Annotated in this window: 22 protein-coding genes; 5 read left to right on the forward strand and 17 right to left on the reverse strand. The window is 63.6% G+C overall.

From position 1 onward, the window contains the following. The 4 genes from FFS37_RS23225 to FFS37_RS23240 all read right to left on the reverse strand — a co-directional run. Positions 1 to 184: MoaD/ThiS family protein (locus FFS37_RS23225; RefSeq protein ID WP_137933306.1), on the reverse strand; the 184-nt coding region annotated here is incomplete at its 3' end. A gap of 17 nt (positions 185 to 201) precedes the next feature. Then, on the reverse strand, positions 202 to 2463 hold the full coding sequence (locus FFS37_RS23230; RefSeq protein WP_137933307.1) for a xanthine dehydrogenase family protein molybdopterin-binding subunit: 2262 nt from the start codon (positions 2461 to 2463) through the stop codon (positions 202 to 204). A 17-nt stretch (positions 2464 to 2480) separates the two neighbouring features. Then, positions 2481 to 2957, reverse strand: coding sequence for a (2Fe-2S)-binding protein (locus tag FFS37_RS23235; protein ID WP_137933308.1), 477 nt, complete (start codon positions 2955 to 2957; stop codon positions 2481 to 2483). After that, positions 2957 to 3817 carry an FAD binding domain-containing protein gene (locus FFS37_RS23240; RefSeq protein WP_137933309.1) on the reverse strand — a complete coding sequence of 287 codons (861 nt, stop codon included), beginning with the start codon at positions 3815 to 3817 and terminating at the stop codon, positions 2957 to 2959. The genes FFS37_RS23235 and FFS37_RS23240 overlap by 1 nt, the downstream gene beginning before the upstream one ends. A gap of 230 nt (positions 3818 to 4047) precedes the next feature. Here FFS37_RS23240 and FFS37_RS23245 point away from each other — a divergent pair, with 230 nt between their 5' ends. After that, positions 4048 to 4503, forward strand: coding sequence for a hypothetical protein (locus FFS37_RS23245; protein ID WP_137933310.1), 456 nt, complete (start codon positions 4048 to 4050; stop codon positions 4501 to 4503). 134 nt (positions 4504 to 4637) lie between these two features. After that, positions 4638 to 5786, forward strand: a complete 1149-nt coding sequence (locus tag FFS37_RS23250) for an amidohydrolase (protein WP_137933311.1) — start codon at positions 4638 to 4640, stop codon at positions 5784 to 5786. 41 nt (positions 5787 to 5827) lie between these two features. Here FFS37_RS23250 and FFS37_RS23255 read toward each other — a convergent pair whose 3' ends face one another. Beyond that, positions 5828 to 6283 (reverse strand): DUF2059 domain-containing protein, encoded by a 456-nt coding sequence (locus FFS37_RS23255; protein ID WP_171026378.1) that lies wholly within the window; start codon positions 6281 to 6283, stop codon positions 5828 to 5830. A gap of 31 nt (positions 6284 to 6314) precedes the next feature. After that, positions 6315 to 7661, reverse strand: coding sequence for a hypothetical protein (locus FFS37_RS23260; protein ID WP_137933313.1), 1347 nt, complete (start codon positions 7659 to 7661; stop codon positions 6315 to 6317). 423 nt (positions 7662 to 8084) lie between these two features. Here FFS37_RS23260 and FFS37_RS23265 point away from each other — a divergent pair, with 423 nt between their 5' ends. Beyond that, entirely contained in the window at positions 8085 to 9293 is a 1209-nt protein-coding gene (locus FFS37_RS23265; protein WP_171026379.1) for a class I SAM-dependent methyltransferase, read from the forward strand. A 37-nt stretch (positions 9294 to 9330) separates the two neighbouring features. Here the strand turns inward: FFS37_RS23265 and FFS37_RS23270 are convergent, their stop codons facing one another. Beyond that, positions 9331 to 10140, reverse strand: a complete 810-nt coding sequence (locus FFS37_RS23270; RefSeq protein ID WP_137933315.1) for a hypothetical protein — start codon at positions 10138 to 10140, stop codon at positions 9331 to 9333. Positions 10141 to 10257: 117 nt separating this feature from the next. Between FFS37_RS23270 and FFS37_RS23275 the strand changes: the two genes are divergently transcribed. Continuing rightward, a complete protein-coding gene (locus FFS37_RS23275; protein ID WP_137933316.1) occupies positions 10258 to 13380 on the forward strand; it encodes a glycosyltransferase in 3123 nt (1040 codons plus the stop codon). Between the two features lie 65 nt (positions 13381 to 13445). On the opposite strand, the gene FFS37_RS23280 is transcribed toward FFS37_RS23275, so the two are convergent. The 10 genes from FFS37_RS23280 to FFS37_RS23325 all read right to left on the reverse strand — a co-directional run bounded on the left by FFS37_RS23280 (position 13446) and on the right by FFS37_RS23325 (position 22324). Next, positions 13446 to 14432, reverse strand: a complete 987-nt coding sequence (locus tag FFS37_RS23280; protein WP_137933317.1) for a branched-chain amino acid ABC transporter permease — start codon at positions 14430 to 14432, stop codon at positions 13446 to 13448. Between the two features lie 5 nt (positions 14433 to 14437). Continuing rightward, positions 14438 to 15334: a branched-chain amino acid ABC transporter permease gene (locus FFS37_RS23285; RefSeq protein WP_137933318.1), complete on the reverse strand. Its 897-nt coding sequence runs from the start codon at positions 15332 to 15334 to the stop codon at positions 14438 to 14440. Further along, positions 15331 to 16059: an ABC transporter ATP-binding protein gene (locus FFS37_RS23290; protein ID WP_137933319.1), complete on the reverse strand. Its 729-nt coding sequence runs from the start codon at positions 16057 to 16059 to the stop codon at positions 15331 to 15333. The genes FFS37_RS23285 and FFS37_RS23290 overlap by 4 nt, the downstream gene beginning before the upstream one ends. Then, a complete protein-coding gene (locus FFS37_RS23295; RefSeq protein ID WP_137933320.1) occupies positions 16040 to 16777 on the reverse strand; it encodes an ABC transporter ATP-binding protein in 738 nt (245 codons plus the stop codon). The genes FFS37_RS23290 and FFS37_RS23295 overlap by 20 nt, the downstream gene beginning before the upstream one ends. A 178-nt stretch (positions 16778 to 16955) precedes the next feature. Further along, positions 16956 to 18167 (reverse strand): amino acid ABC transporter substrate-binding protein, encoded by a 1212-nt coding sequence (locus FFS37_RS23300; protein WP_137933321.1) that lies wholly within the window; start codon positions 18165 to 18167, stop codon positions 16956 to 16958. A gap of 56 nt (positions 18168 to 18223) precedes the next feature. Then, positions 18224 to 18613 carry a nuclear transport factor 2 family protein gene (locus FFS37_RS23305; protein ID WP_137933322.1) on the reverse strand — a complete coding sequence of 130 codons (390 nt, stop codon included), beginning with the start codon at positions 18611 to 18613 and terminating at the stop codon, positions 18224 to 18226. An 18-nt stretch (positions 18614 to 18631) separates the two neighbouring features. Further along, entirely contained in the window at positions 18632 to 19426 is a 795-nt protein-coding gene (locus FFS37_RS23310) for a MoaF C-terminal domain-containing protein (RefSeq protein ID WP_137933323.1), read from the reverse strand. A 13-nt stretch (positions 19427 to 19439) separates the two neighbouring features. After that, positions 19440 to 20228, reverse strand: a complete 789-nt coding sequence (locus FFS37_RS23315; protein WP_137933324.1) for an SDR family NAD(P)-dependent oxidoreductase — start codon at positions 20226 to 20228, stop codon at positions 19440 to 19442. A 568-nt stretch (positions 20229 to 20796) separates the two neighbouring features. Next, positions 20797 to 21384 carry a YceI family protein gene (locus FFS37_RS23320; RefSeq protein ID WP_137933325.1) on the reverse strand — a complete coding sequence of 196 codons (588 nt, stop codon included), beginning with the start codon at positions 21382 to 21384 and terminating at the stop codon, positions 20797 to 20799. A gap of 49 nt (positions 21385 to 21433) precedes the next feature. Beyond that, positions 21434 to 22324, reverse strand: coding sequence for a hypothetical protein (locus tag FFS37_RS23325; protein WP_137933326.1), 891 nt, complete (start codon positions 22322 to 22324; stop codon positions 21434 to 21436). A 328-nt stretch (positions 22325 to 22652) separates the two neighbouring features. On the opposite strand from FFS37_RS23325, the gene FFS37_RS23330 reads away from it, so the two are divergent. Next, positions 22653 to 24155, forward strand: a complete 1503-nt coding sequence (locus tag FFS37_RS23330; RefSeq protein WP_137933327.1) for an aldehyde dehydrogenase family protein — start codon at positions 22653 to 22655, stop codon at positions 24153 to 24155. The last annotated feature ends 3 nt before the right edge of the window (positions 24156 to 24158 follow it).

Genomic DNA, 24158 nt, shown 5'->3' on the forward strand with positions numbered 1-24158 from the left:
ACGTATCCCGGTAAATCACCCCGTCGATCGCCACCGCGATGCCCTTCTCGATCCACGGCTCAAACGCGGGATACTGTTCAGCCAGTTTCCTGAACAGTTCCCTGATATCCCTGGCCTCGACCTCGACCTTGTCCTTGCCGCCGGCAAGCTGGCTGAGTGCGCCCCAGAGGGTGACTTCGACCATCGCCGGTCGGCCCCGGCCTAGCCCCGCTCCGCCTCGATCGCCGCCAGAATCCTCGGCGGCGACATCGGGATGTGGGTCATGCGCACGCCGGCGGCATTCGACACCGCGTTGGCGATCGCCGCCAGCGGCGGCACGATCGAGGTTTCGCCGACGCCGCGCACGCCATAGGGATGGTTGGGGTTGGGGATTTCCAGGATCTGCGTGTCGATCATCGGCAGGTCGGAGCAGACGGGAATGCGGTAGTCGAGGAAGCCGGCGTTCTGCAGCCGCCCGTCCTTGCCGTAGATATACTCCTCGTTGAGCGCCCAGCCTATGCCTTGCGCCGCACCGCCCTGGTACTGGCCCTCGACATAGGTAGGGTGCACCGCCTTGCCGGCATCCTGCACCACCGTGTAGCGGATGACGCGCGTGGCGCCGGTCTCGGGGTCCACCTCGACGTCGCAGATATGGGTGGCGAAGGAGACGCCGGCGCCGTCGGCGACGAGCTCGCTGTGGCCGGCGATCGGCCCGCCCGTGGTGCCCGACTTGGCGGCGATATCGCGCAGCGAAAGCTTGCCGAGATTGCCGTAATTGTCGCCCTTGGCCACCGCGTGGCCCTGTTCCCACACCACGTCGTCCACCGGAATGTCCCACATCTGCGCGGCGCGGTCGCGCAGGATCTTGATCGCGTTGCGGGCGGCCGAGATGGTGGCCATGGAGGAGGAGAAGGTGCCGCGGCTGCCGTCGGTCATGTCGTTGTAACCAAGGGAAGACGTGTCGGCGACGATGGCCTTCAGCTGGCTGTAGTCGATGCCGAGCTCTTCGGCCGCCACCAGCGACAGCGACGCGCGGGAACCGCCCACATCGACGGTACCCACGGCCAGCGACACGGAACCGTCCATGCCGATGTTCAGGTCGACGCAGGTCTGGCCGCCGAAATTGAACCAGAAGCCGCAGGCCATGCCCCTGCCCTGGTTCTTCTTCAGCGGCGCCTTCATGTGCGGATGGTTCTTCACCGCCTCCAGCGTCGGGCCGATGCCGATCGGGCCATAGACCGGGCCATAGGAGGAGCGCGTGCCTTCCTGCGCGGCGTTCCTGATGCGGAAGTCGACCGGGTCGATGCCGATCTCCTTGGCGAGCTCGTCGACGGCGCTTTCCACCGCGAAGGCCGCCATCGGCGCGGAAGGCGCACGGTAGGCCGCCGTCTTCGGCCGGTTGACCAGCACCTCGTAGCCGACGGTCTTGACGTTATCGAGCCTGTAGCAGGCAAAGGCCGTCATGGCGCCGATCTCGGCCCAGGAGCCGGCATAGGGGCCGCTGCTGTAGCGCAGTGTGGCTTCCGCCGCCGTGATCGTGCCGTCCTTGCGCGCGCCGATCCTGACGTCGATGGAGGTGGCGCTGGTTGGGCCTGAGGCGCGAAACACCTCGTCGCGCGTCATCACCAGCTTCACCGGCCGCCCCGCCTTGCGCGACAGAGCGAGCGCCACCGGCTCGGCCCAGACATGGGTCTTGCCGCCGAAGCCGCCGCCGATCTCCGAGGAGGTGACGCGCAGCTTCGAGGCTTCGAGCCCCAGCAGTTGCGCGCAGTGCTGGCGGTAGACGAAATGGCCCTGCGTGCACACCCACAGCTCCGCCGTGCCGTCGAGATTGACATTCGCCACGCAGGCATGCGGCTCGATATAGCCCTGGTGCGTCTGCTCGGTCTTGAACGAGCGCTCGACGATGAAATCGGCCTGCGCGAAGCCGGCATGCACGTCGCCATGGCCGAACTGGCTGCGCTTGGTGATATTGGACGGTTTGACCGGCTTCTCCTCCAGCCCCTCGGTGAAGACCGTGTCGTTGATCAGCGGCGCGTGATGCCGCATCGCCTCGTCCACATCGGTGACATGCGGCAGCACCTCGTAGTCGACCTCGATCAGCTTCAGCGCCTGCCTGGCGGTGCGCGCGTCGATCGCCGCGATCGCGGCCACCGCATGGCCGTCATAGAGCGCCTTGGCGCGCGCCATCGAGTTGTCGAGAATGTCGTACATGGCGGCATCGCCATTGGTCAGGTCCGGCAGGTCCTTCGCCGTCACCACCGCCTTCACGCCGGGCAGCGCCTCGGCTTTCGAAATGTCGATGCTGCGGATCCTGGCATGCGCGTGCGGGCTGCGCAGCACGCGGCCCACCAGCTGGCCGGCCATGTTGAAGTCGGCGCCGTAGCGGGCGCGGCCGGTCACCTTGTCGATGCCGTCGGGCCGGATGGGGCGCGTGCCGACGGAGGCGAAATTGCGATTGGCGTAGCGCGGATCGAAATTCATCGCGGGGCTCCCTTAAATCAGGCCTGTTTCATCACATGCGCGGCGTCCTGGACGGCGCGCACGATCTTGTCATAGCCGGTGCAGCGGCACAGGTTTCCCGCCAGCCCGAAGCGGATTTCCTCTTCGCTCGGGTCGGGGTTCTTGGCGAGCAGGTCCTTGGCCGCGATCAGGAAGCCCGGCGTGCAGATGCCGCATTGGAGTGCGGCGTGCTCAAGGAATTTCTGCTGCAGCGGGTGCAGCGTCTCGCCATGCGCCATGCCCTCGACGGTCTCGATGCGGCGGCCTTGCGCCTCCGCGCCCAGCACCAGGCAGGAACAGACCAGCCGGTCGTCGAGGATGACGCTGCAGGCGCCGCAGTCGCCCGTGCCGCAGCCTTCCTTGGCGCCCGTAAGTCCCAGACGGTCGCGCAGCACGTCGAGCAGCGGCTCGTCGGGCTGGCAGAGATACTCGACGCTGTCGCCGTTGATCGTGGTTGAAACCGCTATGCCAGCCATTATTTGCCTCCCGCGCGTGCATAGGCGGTCGTTGCTGCGCGTCCCGCCAGAACGCCCGCCACCTTGCGTCTGAATTCGATGGTGCCTCGCTTGTCGTCGATGGGCCGGCAGGCGCCGGAACACACCTTGGCCAGCCGTTCCAATGCCGCGTCGTCGAGCTTGCGGCCGACCAGCGCTTCGGCTGCCTCCTCCACCAGAAGCACGGTGGGGGCGGCCGCGCCCAGAGCCACGCGGGCGGCCCGGATCACGCCGGCCTCGTCCAGCGTCAGGTTCACGCCGGCGCTGACCACGGCGATATCCATTTCCGTGCGCGGAATGAACCTCAGATAGGCGTCGCCCGAATGCGGCGCGCGCTTGCCAAGCAGGATCGCCTCGATGATCTCGCCCTTGGCGAGCGAGGTCTTTCCGGGGCCGGTCGGCACGGTTTCCACGGCAATGGTGCGCGTGCCCGAAGGCCCCGTGACCACGGCGCGGGCGCCCGCCGCCACCAGCGCCGGCACGCTGTCGGCCGCCGGCGAGGCGTTGCACAGATTGCCCGTGATGGTGCAGCGCCCCTGCACCTGCTTGGAGCCGATCAGTTTGGCCGCCTCGACCACGCCCGGCCATGCCTTTTTCAGCACGGCGTGCTCGCCCAGCACCGCGCAGGGCACCGCCGCGCCGATGCTGAAGCCATCGGCGGTTTCGCGGATGTCGCTGAAGCCGGGGATCCCCTTGATGTCGACGATCAGCTCGGGTTCGACGAAGCCGCCCTTCATGCGCACCAGCAGGTCGCTGCCTCCCGCCAGGATGGCCGCCGGGCCCGCCGATCCGGCCAACTGGCCGACGGCATCTTCGATTGAAAGCGGACGTATGTAACGCATCGTCTCCCCTTTTAGGTCATAGCGATTTCGCCGACCGTTATAACCTGTCTCCTCATAATGACCATCCGCTTCCTGGCCCGACAAGATTGGGCCAGGAGGGGCGAAAGGCGGCCCATCTGAAACCACGCAGACGAGGAATGAATGCCGGCGGCGTGATCGGGGATGGCGCATTGATGCTTGACCACGCGCCGTCGCGCGGCAATCCTCTGTCGTCCAAAGGGAGGCTTTCCATGCGACGTTTCCTGTTTTTGCTCAGCGTGCTGCTGCTCGCCGCGCCGGCCGGCGCCGCCACGCTCTATTATGGCGCCAGGGTCGGGATGAAGCTCACCATCGTCAAGAAGACGGGCATCGGCTCGGAGCATGCCAGCATCCTGGCCAGGCACGACAGGCATGATGCGACCATATACTGCCGGGAGTATGGCCATGATTTCACGAAGAAATGCATCGACGACGAAATGAAGGCGCCGCTGAGCTTCGAGATCACGGCCAATTGCAAGAGCGGCGAGTTCACCACCTTCTATGGCGCCAAGATGCTGTTCCAGGGCCGCAACAAGGGCACCGAGGTGACGACGGACTATCTCATCAAGGCCGTCGCGGAGAATGTGATGCTCGATGGCTCCGGCGCTTCCGGCTACGACTACACGATCGACCAGTTCAAGGCGCTCTGTCCGAACCGCTTGAAATAGGCCGCGGCCGCCCTTCACTGGCCCGCCAAAGCGCGGCGGTTGGCGTGTGGCGGGAAACGCCGTTTGCCGCTACTCGTCAAGACATGCGCACGCAGCATGGGCGTGTCACGAGGCGCAAAGCGGAGGCGAAACGCATGACCCTGACCAACCGCGACATTGTCGAACTCACCGAATGGCGGCGCCAGCTGCACCGGCAGCCGGAAATCTCCAACGAAGAGGAAAAGACCGCGCAGGCGGTCGTTGCCTTCCTCGCCGACACCGCGCCCGACAAGGTGCTGAACGGCCTGGGCGGCCATGGCGTGGCGGCGGTCTATGACAGCGGCAAGGCGGGACCCACCCTCTTGTTCCGTTCCGAGCTCGACGCCCTGCCCATCGAGGAGCTGTCCGGCGTGGCGCATTCGTCCGAGATCCCCGGCAAGTCGCATATGTGCGGCCATGACGGGCACACCGCCATCATCGCCTCGCTCGGCCGCCAGTTCGGCCGCGAGCGGCCGGCCAGCGGCCGCGTCGTGCTGATGTTCCAGCCGGCGGAAGAAACCGGCAATGGCGCCGCCGGCGTCGTCGCCGATCCGCGCTATGGCGAGATCGCGCCGGACTTCGCCTTCTCGCTGCACAACCTCCCCGGCGTGCCGTTCGGCGAGGTGCGTGTGAAGTCAGGCGTGGTCAACTGCGCCTCGCGCGGCATGCGCATCGTGCTGGAAGGCAAGACCGCGCATTCCTCCATGCCCGAGACCGGCATCTCGCCCATGAAGGCGATCTCCGAATTGATGCCCGCCCTGCCCGCGCTCGGCCGCGCCACCTTCGCCGACGATGATTTTTCCATGGTCACCGTCACCCATGCCGCCATGGGCGAAGCCGTGTTCGGCATCGCGCCCGCCCATGGCGAGGTGTGGGCCACATTGCGCACCCGCCGCGACGAGCGCATGGCCGATCTCTGTGCCGCCGCCGAGGCTCTGGTCACGGAAATCGCCGCCCGCCACCGCCTCTCGGCACGCTGGGACTACCACGAGATCTTCGTCGCCAGCATCAACGCGCCCGACGCGGTGGAACATCTGCAGCGCGCGCTTGACGAGGAAGGCGTAACCCATGGCGAGGAAGCGCTGCCGATGCGCGCCTCGGAGGATTTCGGCCTGTTCGGCCACAGCGCCAGGTCGGCCATGTTCTTCCTCGGCGCCGGCGAGACCTATCCGGCGCTGCACAACCCGGACTATGATTTTCCCGACGATCTGATCCCGATCGGCTCGCGGATCTTCATGCGCACGGCGCGCAATTTGCTGGGGTGAATTCGGCTGTCGGCCGAGGCCCGCCACGGGGCCGCGCTCGGCTATTGCGCGAACTGAGCGGCGGAAACGCCGACATATATACCGGCGTCGCGGGTCGCGGTCGCCAGATAATCCTGAATTGATTTTTGATTGGCTCCCGCTTTGATTCCCAACGGGCTTTTGTAGAAAGCTATCAAGGAATTTATTTCGTCGGCAGAGAAGCGGCTCCGATATGCGTCAGCCATCTTGCCAAGGAAAACTTTTTTATAATTTTCAACCTCCACGTTAAGAGCCGAAGTTGCGTCGGATAGTTTATTGTCGGTAAGGCCTTTTTCCTTGAGGCGCTGCAGCGACTGACTCAACGCAATTTCGGAAATATTCTTGTAGTAAGTATCGTAGTGAAGAATAAGCACAAGCGTATCAGCGGGATCGGCACGAGCCACGCTCGAAACGGACAGTCCGGTCAAAAACAAAATTGCAAAACCTGCCAGCCTTGCACCTGAATAAATTGATCGCATCCAGCAATTTGCACAGTGCACCTGGAGCCTCCTACTTATATCCTTTGTACTTGTCATAGAAGTCGAACCCCGCGTCAATTGCCCAAGAAACACCAGCGTTGATGGTCGCAATCCCGCTATCCACATACTGATCCGCAAACGGAACACCGACCCTGGTCAAGAGCAATTTCGCCGGCGCGGGCCCAACCTTTTCCACGAACTGCTCCACACTGATTTTTCCATCATTCAGGTCATTGATTGCCTCGCCCACCTTGGCGCCTATCTCGTATGATGACTTCAGCGCCAAGGCAGCGCTCACCCCTTCCAGCGCCTGAGATGCAATTGAATAGTTGGAAATGCGGAATTCCGTATCGGCATCGCCGACGAAGTTCATTGCGGATTGAAAATTGTCCGCCTCTGCCGCCTCGCCCATCTTGCCGGTTATGTCCTTCAATACGTCCACGGTGGTCGAGCCGACTTCGGTGACGGGTTTGGCTTCGGTCCAAATATCGAGAAGCTTGGATGCGTATTCACTTGCGATGGGGTGAGCGGTACCTTCCACCGAACTCGACATTTCGGAATTGACGAAGCTCGTGTCACCGGGCTCGCTCGTCTCGTAAGCCAGGCGGACCATAGGCGATTGGGGTGGAGCATATTGCAACCTTGGCCCCTTGAGGTCATTCAACAGCGGTGAGTGTTGGGCGATATCAGGCACCGTGCTCTGGTCGGAAGTACGAGCCGGTGCGGCTTCCGGCATCAGCACAAACGAGACGGTCAAGCCAAATACCATCGCCCTCGTGGCTTGGCGCTTATCCATGTCACGGCCGAGCCCGAGACGAGCCGTTGTCATGGCGGACGTGAGCGGCAAGGGGTCGCTGATGTTCAACTCAGGGTCGTCAGCCACATGCTCGACCAGGGGAAGTGTCTCACGAAGACCAATGTCGCATCGGGCCTCGTCCATCCGCCGCAAGCAACGCAGCAACTCTAGCTGGTGTTCATCCTTGAGACGAAGTCCGCCTGCGGTCGAACGCAATTGCCCATCGATCGAAAGATTTCCGCCCGAGATGATGAAATGGAACCTGCCATTGGCCTCGGCAACGGCCGCATCGCCCGAGACAGGCTCCAACACAACGACACCGTGCGGCCCAAATTGCGCGCGCGGAAGCCCTGTGCGGCTGCCCGTCTTCAAGATACGGCGCACCGCATAGCCGCCGAGAGGGACATCTCCGTAAGGATATGAAGGATTTCGCGGTACATTGCGCTTGGCTGCGGCAAGCACACTGGAAGAGCGGCCCGCAACAGGGAATGGCCCGCACAGCCTGTGACCCTCATCGTCAAGAAGCGACAGGACCCCACAGCAAGTGCGATCTGAGGTAAAGTCAACCAGCAGGCGATACATATGTCACCCCGAGCCCCAGCAAATATGCGCTACGGGATGAGGCTTTGGAAGAGCTGGGGCCATCTTCACGATATTGTTACATTGGCGCCACGGAGGACGCCCAAATAGATTTTCATATTCGGCATGTTCAGCACTGAGATCTGCAAAGAGTTCTAGCCGGGCGCGATGTAGACGGCCCAAACTGATCATTGTCCGGACCGGAATGAGTGCCCATTGTTCGTCCTCGCAAGGGAGCGGACGGCTCGCCGGATTCGTTTCGGCCCACGGTTGGACACGCAGCGTAATCCTCCTTCGCGTGGTGCCGGACGATGACTTCGGCAGAACTGCCCATTTCAAGGTCTCACTGCCGCCATGCCCTCGCGGCCATGGCGGATAACTTGCAAAACCGATATTGTTGCCGCTTGCGCGCAATGGGGTGGCCCAGTGGGAATTGAGGATTGTGGTGCATCTCGCGAAGCGGCGGCCTATGTCGATGCGCGCTATTCGCGACCACCCTGGGCGAAAGGCTCGATTGGACGGGCGGATGCGGCGTTTTTGTTCGATCTGATCATGCGCGAGCGCCCCCGCGCGCTCGCCGAAATCGGGGTCGCCTCTGGCGTTTCGACAGTCTTCCTCGCAACGTTGCTTGCTGATCGGCTACGCGAAAGCCGGCTCTATTCCGTTGATAAGCTCAGCGTCTTTTACGACGATCCATCCAGGCCCGTAGGCGCCTATATAGGAGAAACTTTCGGCGAGGCGCCTTCCAACTTGACGCTCGGCGCTGGCGTAACATCGACCGATATCCGGCTTTGGCCCAGCCGGCCGGAGCGGTTTGACTTTGTCTTTCTCGATGCGAACCACATGCATCCGTGGCCATGCCTCGATCTGCTGTCCATCCTTGATCTGATTGAACCCGGCGCCTGGATCGCCCTCCATGACATTCGGCTGCCTCTGCGCCAGGCGAACTCCCAGGCATTTGGCCCTCTCTATCTCTTTGAATCCTGGCCGGGCGAGCGGCGGAGCGCCGCCCATGGAGACGCCGACATCGGGGCGATACGCCTGTACGAACAGCCCTCACGCAACGCTGCTGCTTTGATCGAGTGCTGCCGAATTCCCTGGCAGAGCCATATTCCGTTCTCGGAGTGGCGCTCGGCTCTGGACGCACTTTCTCATACCAATTTCGAGGTCCGGGAGGAGCTGCGCGCCGTTGTTGCCCAGCCGCCATTGGCAAGGACCTCGAACCGCGCATTCTGGGAGATTACCATCCGCGGCCCGAACCCTTGGTCACGCATTCCTCACGACCTTGGCTCAGCGCCCCTGATTCTGCACGCAAATCGGCGAGGCGAGCCTGCGATATCCGTCTCGGTCAGGAGGCTAAGACGCAGTGAATGCAGCGGGATCGTCTTCCCGGGCTTCAAACGGTCCCCGGACGCGCCCGGCCCACTTCAGGTCGAGCTCTCTCTTGTCGCCAATGGCGCGCGGATCTCTCACCGCGTGATCACACTGGACGGTCCGGAAGCCAACTTTGCCTTCTTGCGCGCACCCGAGGAAACGTCAGGAACTTTCGACCTGGATATCGGCGTATCCCTGATCGATCAGGCCGAGAAAATCAGCGGGGCGTGGGTTAAGTTCGAACCGCTGCAATTTGTCTGAGGATCGAGCGCCTGGAGGCTCGGGCCGGCGCGCCGTCTCAGCTTGGCGACCGGAATCGGGGTATCGACGGGTCGCGATATTCCCTGACGACACGTTCAATGGCGGAAACGATTTCGGCGTAGTTGGAGACTATCGCGGCTTTTGCGATCCGGTTCCGGTGATAAAGGCCTTGCTCGGGAAAGCTCAGTTCTTCTTGAACAAGCAAGCGTACCGCGGCTGCAACGTCACGTTCCAAGCCGTCCTGTTCATTGAACATGTGCTCGTAGCACAGCGTTAGCGATGCCGGGTATCCAGCCAGGTTATGATAGAAATATTGTTCCGATTGGCAGAGCATTTTCGCGCGGGCGGCAAGTTTCCGGACGTCGAGCTCAAAAGGTTCGATGGCGTCGGAGGCAGTCAGATTGTGCCATTTTCCGAGCTTGTCCGAAATTCGGTCACTCAGAATCTGACCGATCAGGTCTTGTCGCCAGACAAAGACGAATTTGGCTGACATCCATTTTAGCTGCGAAAGAAAGAAAGGCTCCTGATGCATGTACGTCCATGGCATGCGTATCTCGCCCCAGGAGTTGAACTTGACGTCAATCAGTAAATGTCGCCCTTCCGCAAGATTTTTTAGGTATGAGACATATTCCTTGCAAAGTCGCTCGGCGTCGTGGCCGGACATTATGTCGACAACCTGCAGCTTCCCTCTCCGGCAATACCCGAAGAAAGACTGAGGCTGGTCCATGATCGAGGTGTCGAAAATCTCGCCCAGATCGGCGAAGCGCTGATCCGCGGAGATAAGGCTTCGCAAAGCGGTGGTGCCACTGCGCTGGCCCGCTGTGATGCATAGGATTTTCTGTGCCATGACTCACTTCGCGCGCATTGATCCGGGCTCGCCAGGAGAGCCTAAAGTACAATAAGGTCAGTCGCCAGCCTGTCGAAATGGTCTTCGGTCTGTTTGCCGAGCAGTGGAGGTGGATCGATGATTATGGCCGAAGGCTCGCGCATCCGGAAAGACAACAGGATCGTCCATGGCATGTGGTTCGGCTCGCGTCTTTCGCGGCTCGAACTGTTGACGTTACATTCCTTCGCCCATTTCGGCCATGAGTTTCACCTGTGGGCTTACGATGATCTTTCCAGCTACGACCTTCCCCGCAACGTCCTGCTTCGCCCCGCCGAGACGATCATCCCCAGGAAGAAGGTCTTCGCCAAGACGAATGCGGATCCGGAGACCGGGGTCGGTCGGCACAGTTTCGGCGCGCCGTTCTCGGACCTGTTCCGGTACAAGCTGCTCCACGAGCATGGGGGAATCTGGGTGGACATGGACGTCACTTGCCTTCGTCCATTCGACTTTCCAGGCGATTACGCGTTCAGGCCCCACCGCATCGGCGTGATAGGAAGCATCCTGAAGACACCCGCCGGCAGCCCTTTGATGCAGAAGGTGTACCGTGAGACGGTGAAGGCGGTGACACCCGAGAGCGACTACCTCTTGCCGAACCGCATCCTGACCCGGCACGTCGAGGCGATGGGCCTGCAGCACTCCATCGTCGAGGACATGTCGAATCCCGATCACTGGTTGGACTTCATCCGGCCGATGGTGGAGGAAATGGTGGAAATCCCTCGCGAATGGCGGGCCATCCACTGGATCAACGAGATGTGGCGCACCCTCGAGGCCGACCGCGGGGATTACCGGGGTCGCAAACTCCTGGACTACGTTCCCGACAAGGACGCTCCCAAGCCCGGAAGCACGCTATGGGAACTGTACCGCAAGTACGGGCTGATCAGTTCCAGGGAAGATACCCCTTCGCCGAGGCGATCACCCGTCAAGTTGGGACGGCCCCCAACGCCGCTGCCGATCCGCTTCCCTCAGGACATGGCTCGTTCGACAAGCCAGTTGAACGTGCTCTTGCCGAGCCTTGTCAGGGGTGGCGCCGAACGCAGCGTGATCGAAACGATGAAGGCGCTGCAGGCCAGCGCAAACCTCAACCAGACGCTGTACGTGCTGTATCGATCACAGCGTCAGTATTCTGTTGGCGCTGGCGGCAACCTCAGCGTCGTGTTTGCGGAGAATCCAGCGGACAAACGATCCAGCTTGCGGGCGTTCGCGCTGCGGATGCTTCAGAACCCGCCCGCGGTGGTTTATACGCATCTGATTCCCGCTGAGGACCTCGGCGTTCTTTGGGATATGGGCATAACCACGATCCCTGTCCTGCAGAACATGAGCCCAGGCTGGACCGATCCGCCAGCCGCATACGACCACCGCAACGTCCCGATGATTATCGGCGTATCGGACGCCGTGACCGCGGAATTCCAAGCTGTTGGGACCCCACCCGCGGTCACGATCCGTCATGAATTGCAGAGGGTGTTCGCACCGGCGGAGCTGGCGGCCCACAGGCGCGACATTCGCAACAGATGGGCACTGAACAATCAAACCATCCTCATCGGCATGGTCGGGCAGTTCAAGTCGCAGAAGGCATACACCCGCGCGGTCAAGGTGCTGCACGCGCTCAGGCAGCATGTCCCGGCCCGGCTGATGATCCTTGGCGGCTGGGACCACACGTACGGCGGGGGCAGATTTGCCTACGAAGCCGCCTGTCGGCTGGCGGTGGATCTCGGGGTGATTGCCGACATGATCATGCCTGGCGATGTCGATCCGTCCGAGCCCTACTTCGCGGCATTCGACGTGTTCTTGAACACCAGCATCTACGAAGGGCTGAGCATTGCGCTGTTGGAAGCCCTGCAGGCGGGATGTCCAGTGGTCACCGCCGCGGCGGGGGGCAACAGTGAGGTGCTCCCGCCAGACGCCGTTCTCGTCAAGGATGGTTCGGACATAAACGCCTATGTGGAGGGCATCCTGAAGATCGCGGTGCGAACCGAGCGCGTCTTGCCGATACCACGACCCGAACCCCTGATGGTTCCGCATCTTTGGCGGCTGCTGGCCAAGCACGGTATTGCCATCAGTTCGGTCCATCTGGCTCCGGCGTCGGGCACGCTGTTGCTCACCGAAAATCTTCAGATCGGAGGGCCTCAAACCTCGCTCGTCAATCTATTGTCCGGCTATGCCGCCGGGCAGAAGGTGGCCTTGGGTGTGCTGCGGGGCGCGCCGATGGCGACGCACAAGCGCTCGCTGGATGAATTTCAGATCCCCATATTATCCGCCCAGGGCGCAGACACCTTGATCGAGCGGGTTGAGCTTGTCCTGACCTGGATTGACCGACTTAATGTACGCGTGGTCTCCTTTTGGAACGTCGCTCCGGAGACGAAGCTTCTGCTGACCAAGATCCTGGTTCAGCGCGATCTCCGAATTGTTGATGTGAGCCCGGGGCCGATGCTGTTTGACGAGTTGGAGGCGGCATCAGACTTTCAGCGTCGAATAGCCTTCACCGCCGGGCAATATTTCGATCGCCTTGATGCCTTTGTCAGCAAGTACAAGGACGGAGTGCCGCCGGCTTGCCTGTGTCCGGACCGATCCAAAATTCATGTCGTCCCGAATGGCGTGCGTCTCCCACCAGGCTTTGTTCCGCTTCCACCAGCTCAGTACCTCGCTCCAGCAAACTGGGATCCGGCGTTTGCGATCGGAACCTGCGCCCGCATCGTTCCCGATAAACGGATCGACTTCCTGTTGGACATGATGGAAATTCTGGCAGAGCGGTCGCCACGCACGACCTTGACCATTGTCGGCGGTCCGGACTCTCAAACCGGTGACTATTTCAGAGCCATGCAGGCCCGTGCACCCGGTAACGTCTTGTTCACTGGAGCCCAGGAAGACGTCAGGCCATTCCTCGCATGCATGCGCATTTTCGTGATGGTTTCCGAGCGGCAAGGTTGCCCCAATGCCTCATTGGAAGCCATGGCGATGGGCCTGCCGGTGATCGCCAACCGGTCCGGCGGGGTGCACGAACAGATCGTGGATGGTGTCAACGGCTTTCTCGTGGACGACGCCAGCCAGGCGGCTGAGCGGGTTATCGAGCTACAAAGTCAAAGACGCCTGCTTGGTAAACTTGGTCGAGCGGCCAGATCCACCGCGGAGACCCGGTTTTCAATGGATGCGATGATTCATCGGTATACGCAGATTCTGGGGGCGCACAACATCACGCGCCGGTAGCGACGATCCCACCCTGGATCCTCTCAACCCCAGCGCCGCTACCGATTGAGCCGCGACGCTGGCCCTCACGCCGCCCGCGCCCTGCCCGCGAAACTGCGCATCAGCCCCTTCGGCAGGAACAGCATGGCGAGGATGATCGTCAGCCCCGAAATCACCGGGTGGTAATCCGGCACCACGATCTTGGCGAGGTCGAACACGGCGTACATCACCAGCGCGCCGAGGATGGGGCCGAGCAGCGTGCCGGTGCCGCCCACCACGGTCATCATCAGCGGCAGCAGCATCCAGTCGAGGTCGAAGACCGAGTCCGGGCCGACATGGAAGATGTAGTAGGTGTAGAGGCTGCCGGCGACGCCGGCGATGAAGGCGCTGCCGGCGAAGGCTGATACCTTGACCTTGAGCACGTCGATGCCGTTGGCCGACGCCGCCATCTCGTCGTCGCGCACGGCAATCAGCGCCAGCCCGTAGCGCGAGCGCATGAGCAGGCGGATGGCGACACCGACGCCGGCCATCAGGCCGAGCCCGACGAGATAGTGCGGCAGGAGCGTGTCGAACGTGCCGGCGGGCGCCACGACGCCGAAGGCGCCGCCGGTGAAGTCGCCCCCATTGATGAACATCACCTTGACGATCTCGCCGAAGCCGAGCGTGCCGAGCGCGAAATAGTCGCCGCGCAGTTTGGAAAGCAGCGGCAGACCGATGATGATGGCGGCGACCGCCGCGACCAGCCCGCCCAGCGTCATCGTCACCGGATCGAAATAATAGATGTCCGGGTGGCTGTCATAGAGCGAGCCCCAGAGATAGTTGCCGGTCCACAGGATCGCGGTGGTGTAGGCGCCGAGTCCGAAAAACGCATGATTGCCGAGGCTGATCTGGCCGCCGAAACCGGCGACGAGGTTCCAGCCCTGCGCCATGATGGCGTAGAGGAAGACGAAGAACAGGAACGAGAAGGCGTAGGAGTCCACCGCGCCCGGCAGCAGCGGCACCAGCGCCAGGGCGATGACCGCGACGATGGCTATCGCCGTCCAGGCCCGTTGCGGCAAGGCTTGCTTCAACATGGTGCTCAAGCCTTCTTGTAGGGCCGGCTGAACAGGCCTTCCGGCTTGAACATCAGCACCGCCAGGAACACGCCGTAGGCGATGGCATTGGTCCAGCCGCCGGAGATGAAATACTGCACATAGGCTTCGATGAGGCCGAGAATGATGCCGCCGGCCAGCGCGCCCGCGACATTGCCGATGCCGCCCAGCGCCAGCGCCACCAGCGCCTTGAGGCTGAAGATGAAGCCGGCGAACGGGTTGAACGGGAAGGTCGTGGCCACGGCGACGCCGGCCGCGCCGGCAAGCGCGATGCCGATGGCGAAGGCGATGGCGTTGACGCGGTGCGGGCTGATGCCCATCAGCGTCGCCGCTTCCATGTCCTCGGAGGCCGCGCGCACCGCCTTGCCGACCAGCGTGGAGCGCAGGAACAGCACCACCAGTCCGGTGCCAGCGAGCGCGATCAGAAAGCCCATCGAGCGGGTGAAGGAGGTGCGCACGCCCAGGATCTCGATGCCGCTCGCCGTGTAGGAGGTCACCACGGCGGCGGTGTTGCCGCCCCACACCACGGTCATCAGGTTCTGGATCAGGAACATCAGGCCGACCGCGATCAGCAGCGAGATGTTGCGGTCCGCCTCGGCGGCGGCGCGGCGGAACAGGCCCTGATAGACCAACCAGCCAACGCCGAGCCCGACAGGCACGACGATGAGGAGCGACAGGAACGGATCGATGCCGAGCCCATAGAACAGCGCCCGCACGAAGTAGGCGGCCAGGATGATCATGGCGCCCTGCGCCAGGAAGATCAGCCGCATGGTGCCGAAGACCAAGCTCAGGCCGACCGCGGCGACGCCGTACATGGCGCCGCCCAGCGCGCCGTTGAGCGACAGCTGCAGCAGGATGTCGGGAGGCGGGATGTTCAAAGTCATTGCACCTCCAACACGCCCATATAGGCCTTCTGGATTTCCGGATCGGCGATGAGGTCCGCGCCCGTGCCCTGCATGGCGAGTTCGCCGGTCTTCAGCACGAAGGCGTAGTCGGCCACTTTCAGCGCCTGGTGGATGTTCTGCTCGACAAGCAGGATGGTGACGCCCTGTTTGTGCAGCGTCTCGATCAGCGAGAACATCTGCTGCACCACGATGGGGCTGAGCCCCAGCGACGGTTCGTCGAGGATCAGCAGCGCGGGGTCCGACATGGTGGCGCGCGCGATGGCCAGCATCTGCTGCTCGCCGCCGGAGAGCGAACCGGCCTTCTGCCCCGCCCGTTCCTTCAGGCGCGGAAACAGCGTGTAGGCTTTTTCGAGCGATTGTTTGAAATGCTTGCGCACCTTGGGTTGGAAGGCGCCGAGCTCGAGATTCTCCAGCACCGTCATCTGCCGGAACAGGCCGCGCCCCTCCGGCACATGCGCGATGCCCATGCCGGCGATCGCCTCCGGCGCCTTGCCGGCGAGCGCGACGCCGTTGAGGAAGACCTCGCCGCGCTTCGGCTTCAGCAGGCCGGAGACGGTTTTCAGGAGTGTCGTCTTGCCGGCGCCGTTGGCCCCGACAATGGCGACGATCGTGCCGGGGTCGACATGGATCGACACGCCCCACAGCGCGCCGACATCGCCATAGGCGACCTCGAGATTGTTCACTTCAAGCAGCCGGTTCGCCAAGATAGGCCTCGATCACTTTGCGGTTGGCGACGATTTCGCGGGGCGTGCCGTCGGCGATCTTCTCGCCATGGTCGAGCACGATCACCCGGCTGCACACTTTCATGATGGCGTCGACCTTGTGCTCCACCCACAGGATCGACACGCCCTTCTCCGCCCGCACACGGCGGATGACGTCGACCATGCGCTGGATCTCGGTCGGGTTCAGTCCCGCCATCGGCTCGTCGAGCAGAAGCAGCGCCGGGCTGGAGGCCACCGCCCGCGCGATCTCCAGAAGCCGCCGGTCGGACAGGGTCATATGCGCGGTGCGGATATCGCGCTTGGCGGAGAGCCCGACCAGCTCCAGCGCATCCTGCGCGGCTGACGTCGCATGCCTGACGCGCCCGCCGGAGCCATAGACGGCACCGACCATGATGTTCTCGAACGCCGTCATGGTCAGGAAGGTGCGCACCAGCTGGAAGGTCCGCGCGATGCCCAGCCGGCAGATGCGGTGCGGCGCCGTGCCGGTGATATCGCGGCCGCGGAACCGGATGCGCCCCTGGGTGGGCGTGTAGAGCGCGGTGATGACGTTGAACAAGGTCGACTTGCCGGCGCCGTTCGGACCGATCAGCCCGATCAGTTCGTTGGCGCCGATCGCGATGTCGATGTTGTTGAGCACGACGAGCCCGCCGAACCGCTTCTGGACCGCCTCCAGGTGAAGCAAGGTATCGTCAGGCTGCATCGTGTTTCCGGTCTCCGGATGGAAAGTATCTCTGCGGATTCTTGTCGAGGTCGGCGCCGCCCCTCATTGCCCTGCCGGGCATTTCTCCCCGTAAATTGACGGGGAGAAAGGGCTGGCCGCAACGCTGGCGATTGGCGAAATCATCTGCCACAGCGCCCCTCTCCCCGACCCGCTGCCTTCAGCCGCGCTTGTCCCAGGCCGGCGCCGGCTTGTAGGTCCAGTTGCCGTTGGGGAAGATCAGCTGATGCTTGCCCTGCCACCATTGCGTGGCGACACTGGGAATGAGCGCAAAGCCGGTCTGGTCGAATTTGAGGTCGCCGACCACCGTGTCCTTGAACTCCTGGTTGAAGATCGCGTCGTGCAGCGCCGCCGCGTCGGTCGTGCCGGCCTTTTCGATCGCCTGCGCCAGGACCTGCGCATTGGCGTAGAAGGCGCCGACGGTGACGGAGTCCTTCTTGAACTCGGCTTCGTAGCGGTCGCCGAGTTCCTTCGCGCCCTTGTAGGGATAGCTCGCCGACCAGAAACCGTCGGTCAGGATGTAGTCGGAATCCGGCCCGAGCGCCTCATGGAACTCGCCCGTCCAGGTGCCCTTCCAGCCGTGCAGGTAAGGCACGGAGAAGCCGAGCTCCTTCATCTGGCGCAGCAGCGTCACCGTGTCGGCCGGCGAGCCAAACACCAGCATGGCATCGACATTGGCGGCCTTGAGCTTGGTGATCAGCGCCGAATAGTCGGTGGCGCCGATCGCCCAGGGATCGTCGACCGCGAAAGTGTAGCCATATTTCTTGGCCGCCGCTTCGAAGGCGCCGCCAAAGCCCTTGCCGTCGGGCGAGTCCTCGGTGACCAGCGCCGGGTTCTTCGGCTTCTCATTGGCCGGCAGCTTGTCCCAGATCTCGAACGGCACTTCCGCGCCCGGCCCGGGATGGAAGAAGAACAGGGCGGAATATTTGAGCTTCAACGGCTGCCATTCGAACGGGAAGGCCGTCGTGATCATGTAGAATTTCTTGTATTTCTCCGCGACGATGGCGCCGGCGATGTTCATCGGCCCGGAATGGGTTGACAGCAGCGCGTCGACCTTCTGCACCTTGATCAGATTTTCCAGCGCCGACGCGACCTTGCCTTCGGAGCTTTCATCGTCGGCGATGACGAGGCGGACCGGCAGCTTCTTGCCGGCCGACTTCAGCATGATGCCGCCGGCCTTGTTGATGTCGGCCACCGCCTGCTCATAGGCCCATTTCTGTTCCTTGCCGTCGCCGGCCAGCGGCCCGGTCAAGGAGATCGGCGCGCCGATGACGATCTCGGTGTCGCCGGCATTGGCGATACCGGCGCCGCCCGCCGCAAAGGCGGCCGACAATGCAAGGCCCGCCAGCATTCCCTTCAGAGTGTTTCCCATTTCATCCTCCCAGTTTTTCGGATCGGGCGGGCACCGCCGGTGTCCGCGGGCATGCCTCAGGCCGTCGCTGCCGCGACCAGCCTGGTGTCGGTGAACTGCTCGAAACTGAGCGCCTTGCCGTCCTCCATTTCCCAGACATGGACGACGCGCGCCGACATCGCCTTGCCGGTCTTCCTGTAGATGCCCGAATAGGTGCCGATGCCGACAATGGTGGTGCCGCCATCGACCAGTTTCTCGAGCTTCAGCGCGTAGCCGTCCCACTCCTCGCCGATGCGCTTGAACACGCCCTCGATGATGGCGTCGGGGCCGACATAGGTGCCGGCATAGGGAAAGCCCGCCATCTCGGTCCAGGCCGTCCTGTCAGTCACCGGCGCCATCATCGCCGAGAGGTCCTTGGCATCGGAGCCGGCGTAGTGCGCCTTGATCGCTTCGTAATTCCTGTTCATGGCGTTCCCCCCGCGCGGTCAGACCGGCGCCTTGTCCCTGTCGTAGGCCGTTCTGGATTTCTTCTCGATCTGCGCGCCGGCCGGCTTGTTCTCGACCTTGCCCTGACTGGTCACGCCGAGGAATTTCCCCGTCGAGTGCATGACGTCCCAATTGTAGAAGAACAGCGAGGCGACCGGGATGATGAATTCGCGGAAGCCGAACACGTACTGGTTTTCGGCAAACTTCCAGGTCGTCGCCAGATCGACGTCTCCATGGCCGCGCTGGATGCCGACGAGGTTCTGCCAGGCATAGCGCTCGGATGAGAGATAGATGTGCTCGTAGACGTGGTTGGGGCTGTATGTGTAGTGCGCCGTGAGCCCGATCAGGTCGCGGGTCGGCGCCGGCTGGAAGCCGGTCGGCGCCATGCCGGGGTCGCCCAACACGCCAGCCGACCAGCTCTGCGCCACACGCGGCTCGCCGGGCGCTTCGCCGGCCTCACGCACCCGCTCGCGCACCGAAAGCACGCGCCGCGTGGCGGTGTTGACGATGAAGGCCTCGTCCTCGGCCGGACGGGCAGCGAAGGTCATGTTGATGAAGAACACGTTGGAGGCCACTTCCAGCGCCTCGTACCAGTCGGCGCCGGCCTCGCTGCCCTCGCTCCACGCCACCGTGTCGGCGGATGTGAAGGCAAGGTCGATGGTGCGCCCGCTGTCGAGCGTGATCTTGAAGGTCTGGCCGCGCAACGCTGATGTCGTGGGCAACCGGTTGGTGGCGATGCCAGCAGCGAAATCGTCGAAGTGCTTCCAGTCCGCCGGTCTGTTCTGATCGTTCATCGCAGTCTCCAGATCAATCGACAAAAGCTAGCGTGGGCAGGTCGACGACGGTGGCGCCGCCATCGACGGTCAGGATCGAACCGTTCATCATCGCCGCCTCGGCGGAAGCGACGAAGCAGATGACGTTGGACACTTCCTGCGGCGTCGCCGGCCGGCCGAGCGGCACATCCTTGGTGACAAGGCGATAGGCTTCCTCGATCGAGCCCAGACCATGCTTTTCGACGATTACCTGCATCTGTTCGTCGGCCATGTCGGTCGACACCCAGCCCGGGCAGATGATGTTGGTGCGCACGCCCTTGCGGCCATAGTCGCGCGCCAGCGATTTGCCGAAGCCGATCAAGGCATGTTTCATGGTGACGTAGCCGGCGGCGTCCGGACCCGCGAACAGGCCTGCGATCGAGGCGACGACGACGATGTTGCCCTTTTGCGCGATCAGGTCGGGCAGGCATTCCCTGGCGCAGACGAAGGCGGTGTCGAGATTGGTGCGGGTCGCCAGCGCCCACGTCTCGTCGCTCATCGAAATGGTCGGGCCGACGCCGTGGCCGCCGGCATTGGCGACGAGGATATCGACCGGCCCCACCTTCTCGTGGACTTCGGCAAGTGCCGCGCGCACCGCTTTCGGATCGGCCGCATCGCCCTGCACGACCAGGCCGCCAATGTCCTTGGTGACGGCCTCCAGCGGCTCGCGGCGCCGGCCCATCAGCACCACCCTGGCGCCGTCGGCCGCCATGCGCCTGGCGACTGCCGCACCGATGCCTGTGCCGCCGCCGGTGATGAAGGCCGTCTTTCCGGAAAATCGCATGATCCATCCCGATTGCTGAGTGCGCCGGCTATGCGCCGATCTTCGCCAGGGATAGTGCCGCATCGGCGTTTTTGCGTCTTGTCCGAGCGGGAACTTTGTTTTGACTGAGCGCGCACTTGGCGCCTGTCTGGGGAAGTGCCGCGTGACCGCTCGGCCGCCCGTTTGGGCTAAGGGATGCACACATCTCCAAACAGTTGGTCCTTGGCGGAAGCATGCATGTCGGTTTGGCGCATGCATTGTTCGTGCCGCGCTGGTCGACCCCCACTCCGTCTCGGCTTTGCCGAGACACCTCTCCCCCGATCGACGGGGGAGAGGAAAGGCGCCAGGCTTTTTTCCGCCAGCGCACGTCCAGCGAGGCTCCCTTCCTTTCCCTCCGGAGGGGGGAAAGGTGGCGCTGCGAAGCAGCGACGGATTGGGGGAAACACATCGCAATCAAGCCCCACCATGATCGGTCACGCTCATCGCCCAAGATGTGTGAATCGCCCAGCCCGTTTTGAGGGGAGAAAGTGCCGCGCGGCCTTTCGGCCGCGCGGCGGGGCCACCCACACCCCCGTTGGCTTCAGGCGGCCTATTTCTTCACGGCTTCCAGATCGATGACGATGTCGACATCCGGGCCGAGGCCGAATCCGGCGGCGGCCTTGGCCATCGGGAAGTCGGCGGTGCTGACCTTGCCGGTGGCGGTGAAGGCCGCCTTGGTCAACGTCGCGTCCCATGGTGCGGGCGCCTCGTTGACCAGCGTCACGTCGAGCGTGATTTCCTTGGACACGCCGCTGATGGTCAGGTTGCCGGTCACCTTGCCGGTCTTGTCCGTGACCTTCTCGACCTTGGTGCTTTCGAAGGAGATCGCCGGAAACTCGGCGGCGTTGAAGAAGTCGGGGCCTTTCAAGTCGCTGTCGCGCTGGTCATAGGCGGTGTGCACGGACCCCACCTCGATCTCGGCCTTCACGCTGCTCTTCGAAGGATCGGCCTTGTCCATCACGATCGCGCCCTTCACCGCATCGAACTGGCCGTGCGCGGTGCCGTAGATGCCGTGTTTGATGGTGAAGGTCACCCAGGCGTGCTGGCCGTCGATTTCGTAGTTGTCGGCATGCGCGGCCGATGCCAGGGCGCACATCGAGGCGAAGGCAAGCGCTGCCGTCAGTTTTCTCGTCGTCACGTTGATCTCCCGATTGTTGGTGGTCCGTTGTTGGTTGTCATTGTCTGGCTCAGGAAAAGCCGAGGGCGGCTCCGTGCGGCGCCCACAAGAGTGCCGTCAGGATGGCCAGCATCGCCGGCATGGCGATCAGCAGGCCGGCAGCCAGCGGCCGCAACGGCCGGACGCGGGGAACAAGACCTTGCAGCGGACCTCGCACGAGCGCGGCCATGATCAGCGGCAGGGATGAGAGAACCAGCGCGGCCGGATTTGCCTTCGGCGCCAGCAGCGCCACCTGGATCAGCACCGTGGCGCCGGCAAAGACGAGGGTGAGCTCGGAACCTTTGCTCCAGGCAACCGCCTCACCGCCGCGCAGCACGGCGACGTACTGGACGAGACACCAGCCGCCGGCGAGCGCGGCGATCGAGCCCAGCAATTGTCCGGTGACGATGGACGCGCCGAGCACCGAGGCGATGGCACCGCAGAGGCACATGGCAAGCATCGCCGCCGGGACCAGGAACGGCTCCTCGACCGGAGGCGACGGCAAGGTCCGCGCAGGCAGAAGCAGCGCCGCGCCGACGATCGCCAACAGGCCGGCCGCAAGCGCGGCGATCATCTGCAGGTCGAGCGCCCCGCCGGCAACCCGGCGCCAGCCGAGCCACGAAAACGCGGCCGCAAGAGCAACAATGACCAGCACGCGTCCCGCGCCGGCGTCCAGCCGTTGCGACAACGGCCCAAGAATAATGCCGGCAAAGGCCAGATAGATGAGCTTCTGGCTGGCCGCGACCGGCGGCACCACGGGCGGGCCGAGCGTGTCCCAGTAGAAGAACAGGAGCAGCGCTGCCCACAGCAGGAAAAGCAGGGATGCCGGAAGGGCCAGCCGCGCCAGCAGACCCATCACGACGCCGAGCAGCAGCGGCAGCGCCGCCGTGGTGACCATCGGATTGCCCAGCAATGCGCTCAACTACACCCCTCCGAGCCAGCCCCCTCACCCAGCCTCCGCTTCGCTCGGCTGACCTCTCCCCGAGGGGAGAGGAGACTACGAGAGCCAGCGCTTCCCTCTTCTCCCCTCGGGGAGAAGGTGGCCGCGAAGCGGCCGGATGAGGGGGCGGCGGAGCGAAACCAGGTTGGCGATGATCGTTCCTTGATCTAGGCTGGCCGAACGCGGGGCGTCTTGTCCGAGCGGGAACTTTGTTTTGACTGAAAGCGCACTCGCGCCTTCTGCGGCTTGAAGCTGGCCGATGCGCTCCATAACCGGTTCACTATGTTCACCAGCAATCGAGGAGGATGGCATGAACGAGAGAACCGTGCCGCCGATCAGCCCTGCCGCCGCCGCCTTCCTGGCGCGCTCGCACCGGCCCTTCATCAACGGCCGTTTCGTCGAGGGGCTTGCTGGCGAGGGCCTCGCCGTCGACGATTCGGCATCCGGTGAAATCGTCGCGCATGTGCCTGAAAGCGGCCCCGAGCTGGTCGACCAGGCGGTGCGCGCGGCGCGTGCGGCGCTCGAAGGTCCATGGGCCTCGATGCGGCCTGTCGATCGCCAGAACCTGATGCTGAAACTCGCCGACGCCGTCGAGGCCGATGCCGACCTTCTGGCCGAGATCGAAAGCATCGAGAACGGCAAGTCGCTCGGGGTCGCCCGCATGCTGAGCGCGGCCGGAACCGTCGACTGGCTGCGCTACTATGCCGGCTGGGCGACCAAGATCGAGGGCTCGACCTTCCAGGTCTCCATTCCCGTGCCGCCCGGCGCAAAACACCAGGCGATGACGGTGATGGAACCGGTCGGCGTCGTCGGCGCCATCGTGCCGTGGAATTTTCCGCTGCTGATCGGCATGTGGAAGATCGCCCCGGCGCTTGCCTGCGGCTGCACGGTGGTGCTGAAGCCGCCGCAGGAAACCCCGCTCGGCCTGCTGAGGCTCGCCGAACTCATCGAAGCGGTCGGTTTCCCGCCCGGCGTCGTCAACATCGTCACCGGCAGCGGCGCGGTCACCGGCGAAGCGCTGATCCGCCACCCCGGCATCGACAAACTGACCTTCACCGGCTCGACGGAGGTCGGCAAACGCATCGGCTACGCAGCGGTCGATCGCGTCGCCCGCTTCACGCTGGAACTCGGCTCGAAATCGCCGATGATCCTGCTTGCCGACATGGAGGACGGCATCGAGCCGCTGGTCGCCGGGCTCGGCATGTTCTTCAACCAGGGCCAGGTCTGCACCTCGGCCTCGCGGCTGCTGATCGAAAAGTCGATTTATGACCGCACATTGGCGCGGCTGGCCGAGATCGCCGACGGCATGACGCTGGGCGCCGGCCGCGACGCCGGGGCGCAGATCAACCCGCTGGTCTCGGCCAAGCACAGGAAAAGCGTCGAAGGCTTTGTCGAGCGCGGTCTGGCAGCGGGCGGCGAACGCGTCAGCGGCGCGCGGCCTGTGCCGGCCAGGGGCCACTACGTGGCGCCGACAATCCTGCACAATGTCCGCCCCGATATGGAAATCGTGCGCGAGGAAGTGTTCGGACCGGTGGTGGCGGCTATGCCGGTCGCCGATCTCGACGAGGCGATCCGCGTCGCCAACGATACCCGCTACGGCCTGTCGGCCTCGATCTGGACCCGCGACATGGGCAAGGCGATGACAGCCATCCACGGCCTCAAAGCCGGCACGGTGTGGGTCAATTCCCACAACACGCTCGATCCCAACGCGCCCTTTGGCGGTTTCAAGCAGTCTGGCATCGGCCGCGAACATGGCCGTGCGGCCATCGACGGCTATCTCGAGACCAAGACCGTCATCATGCGCTATGCCTGACAC

The sequence above is a fragment of the Mesorhizobium comanense genome (assembly GCF_005503535.1).
In the GTDB taxonomy this organism is placed as follows: Bacteria; Pseudomonadota; Alphaproteobacteria; order Rhizobiales; family Rhizobiaceae; genus Mesorhizobium; species Mesorhizobium comanense.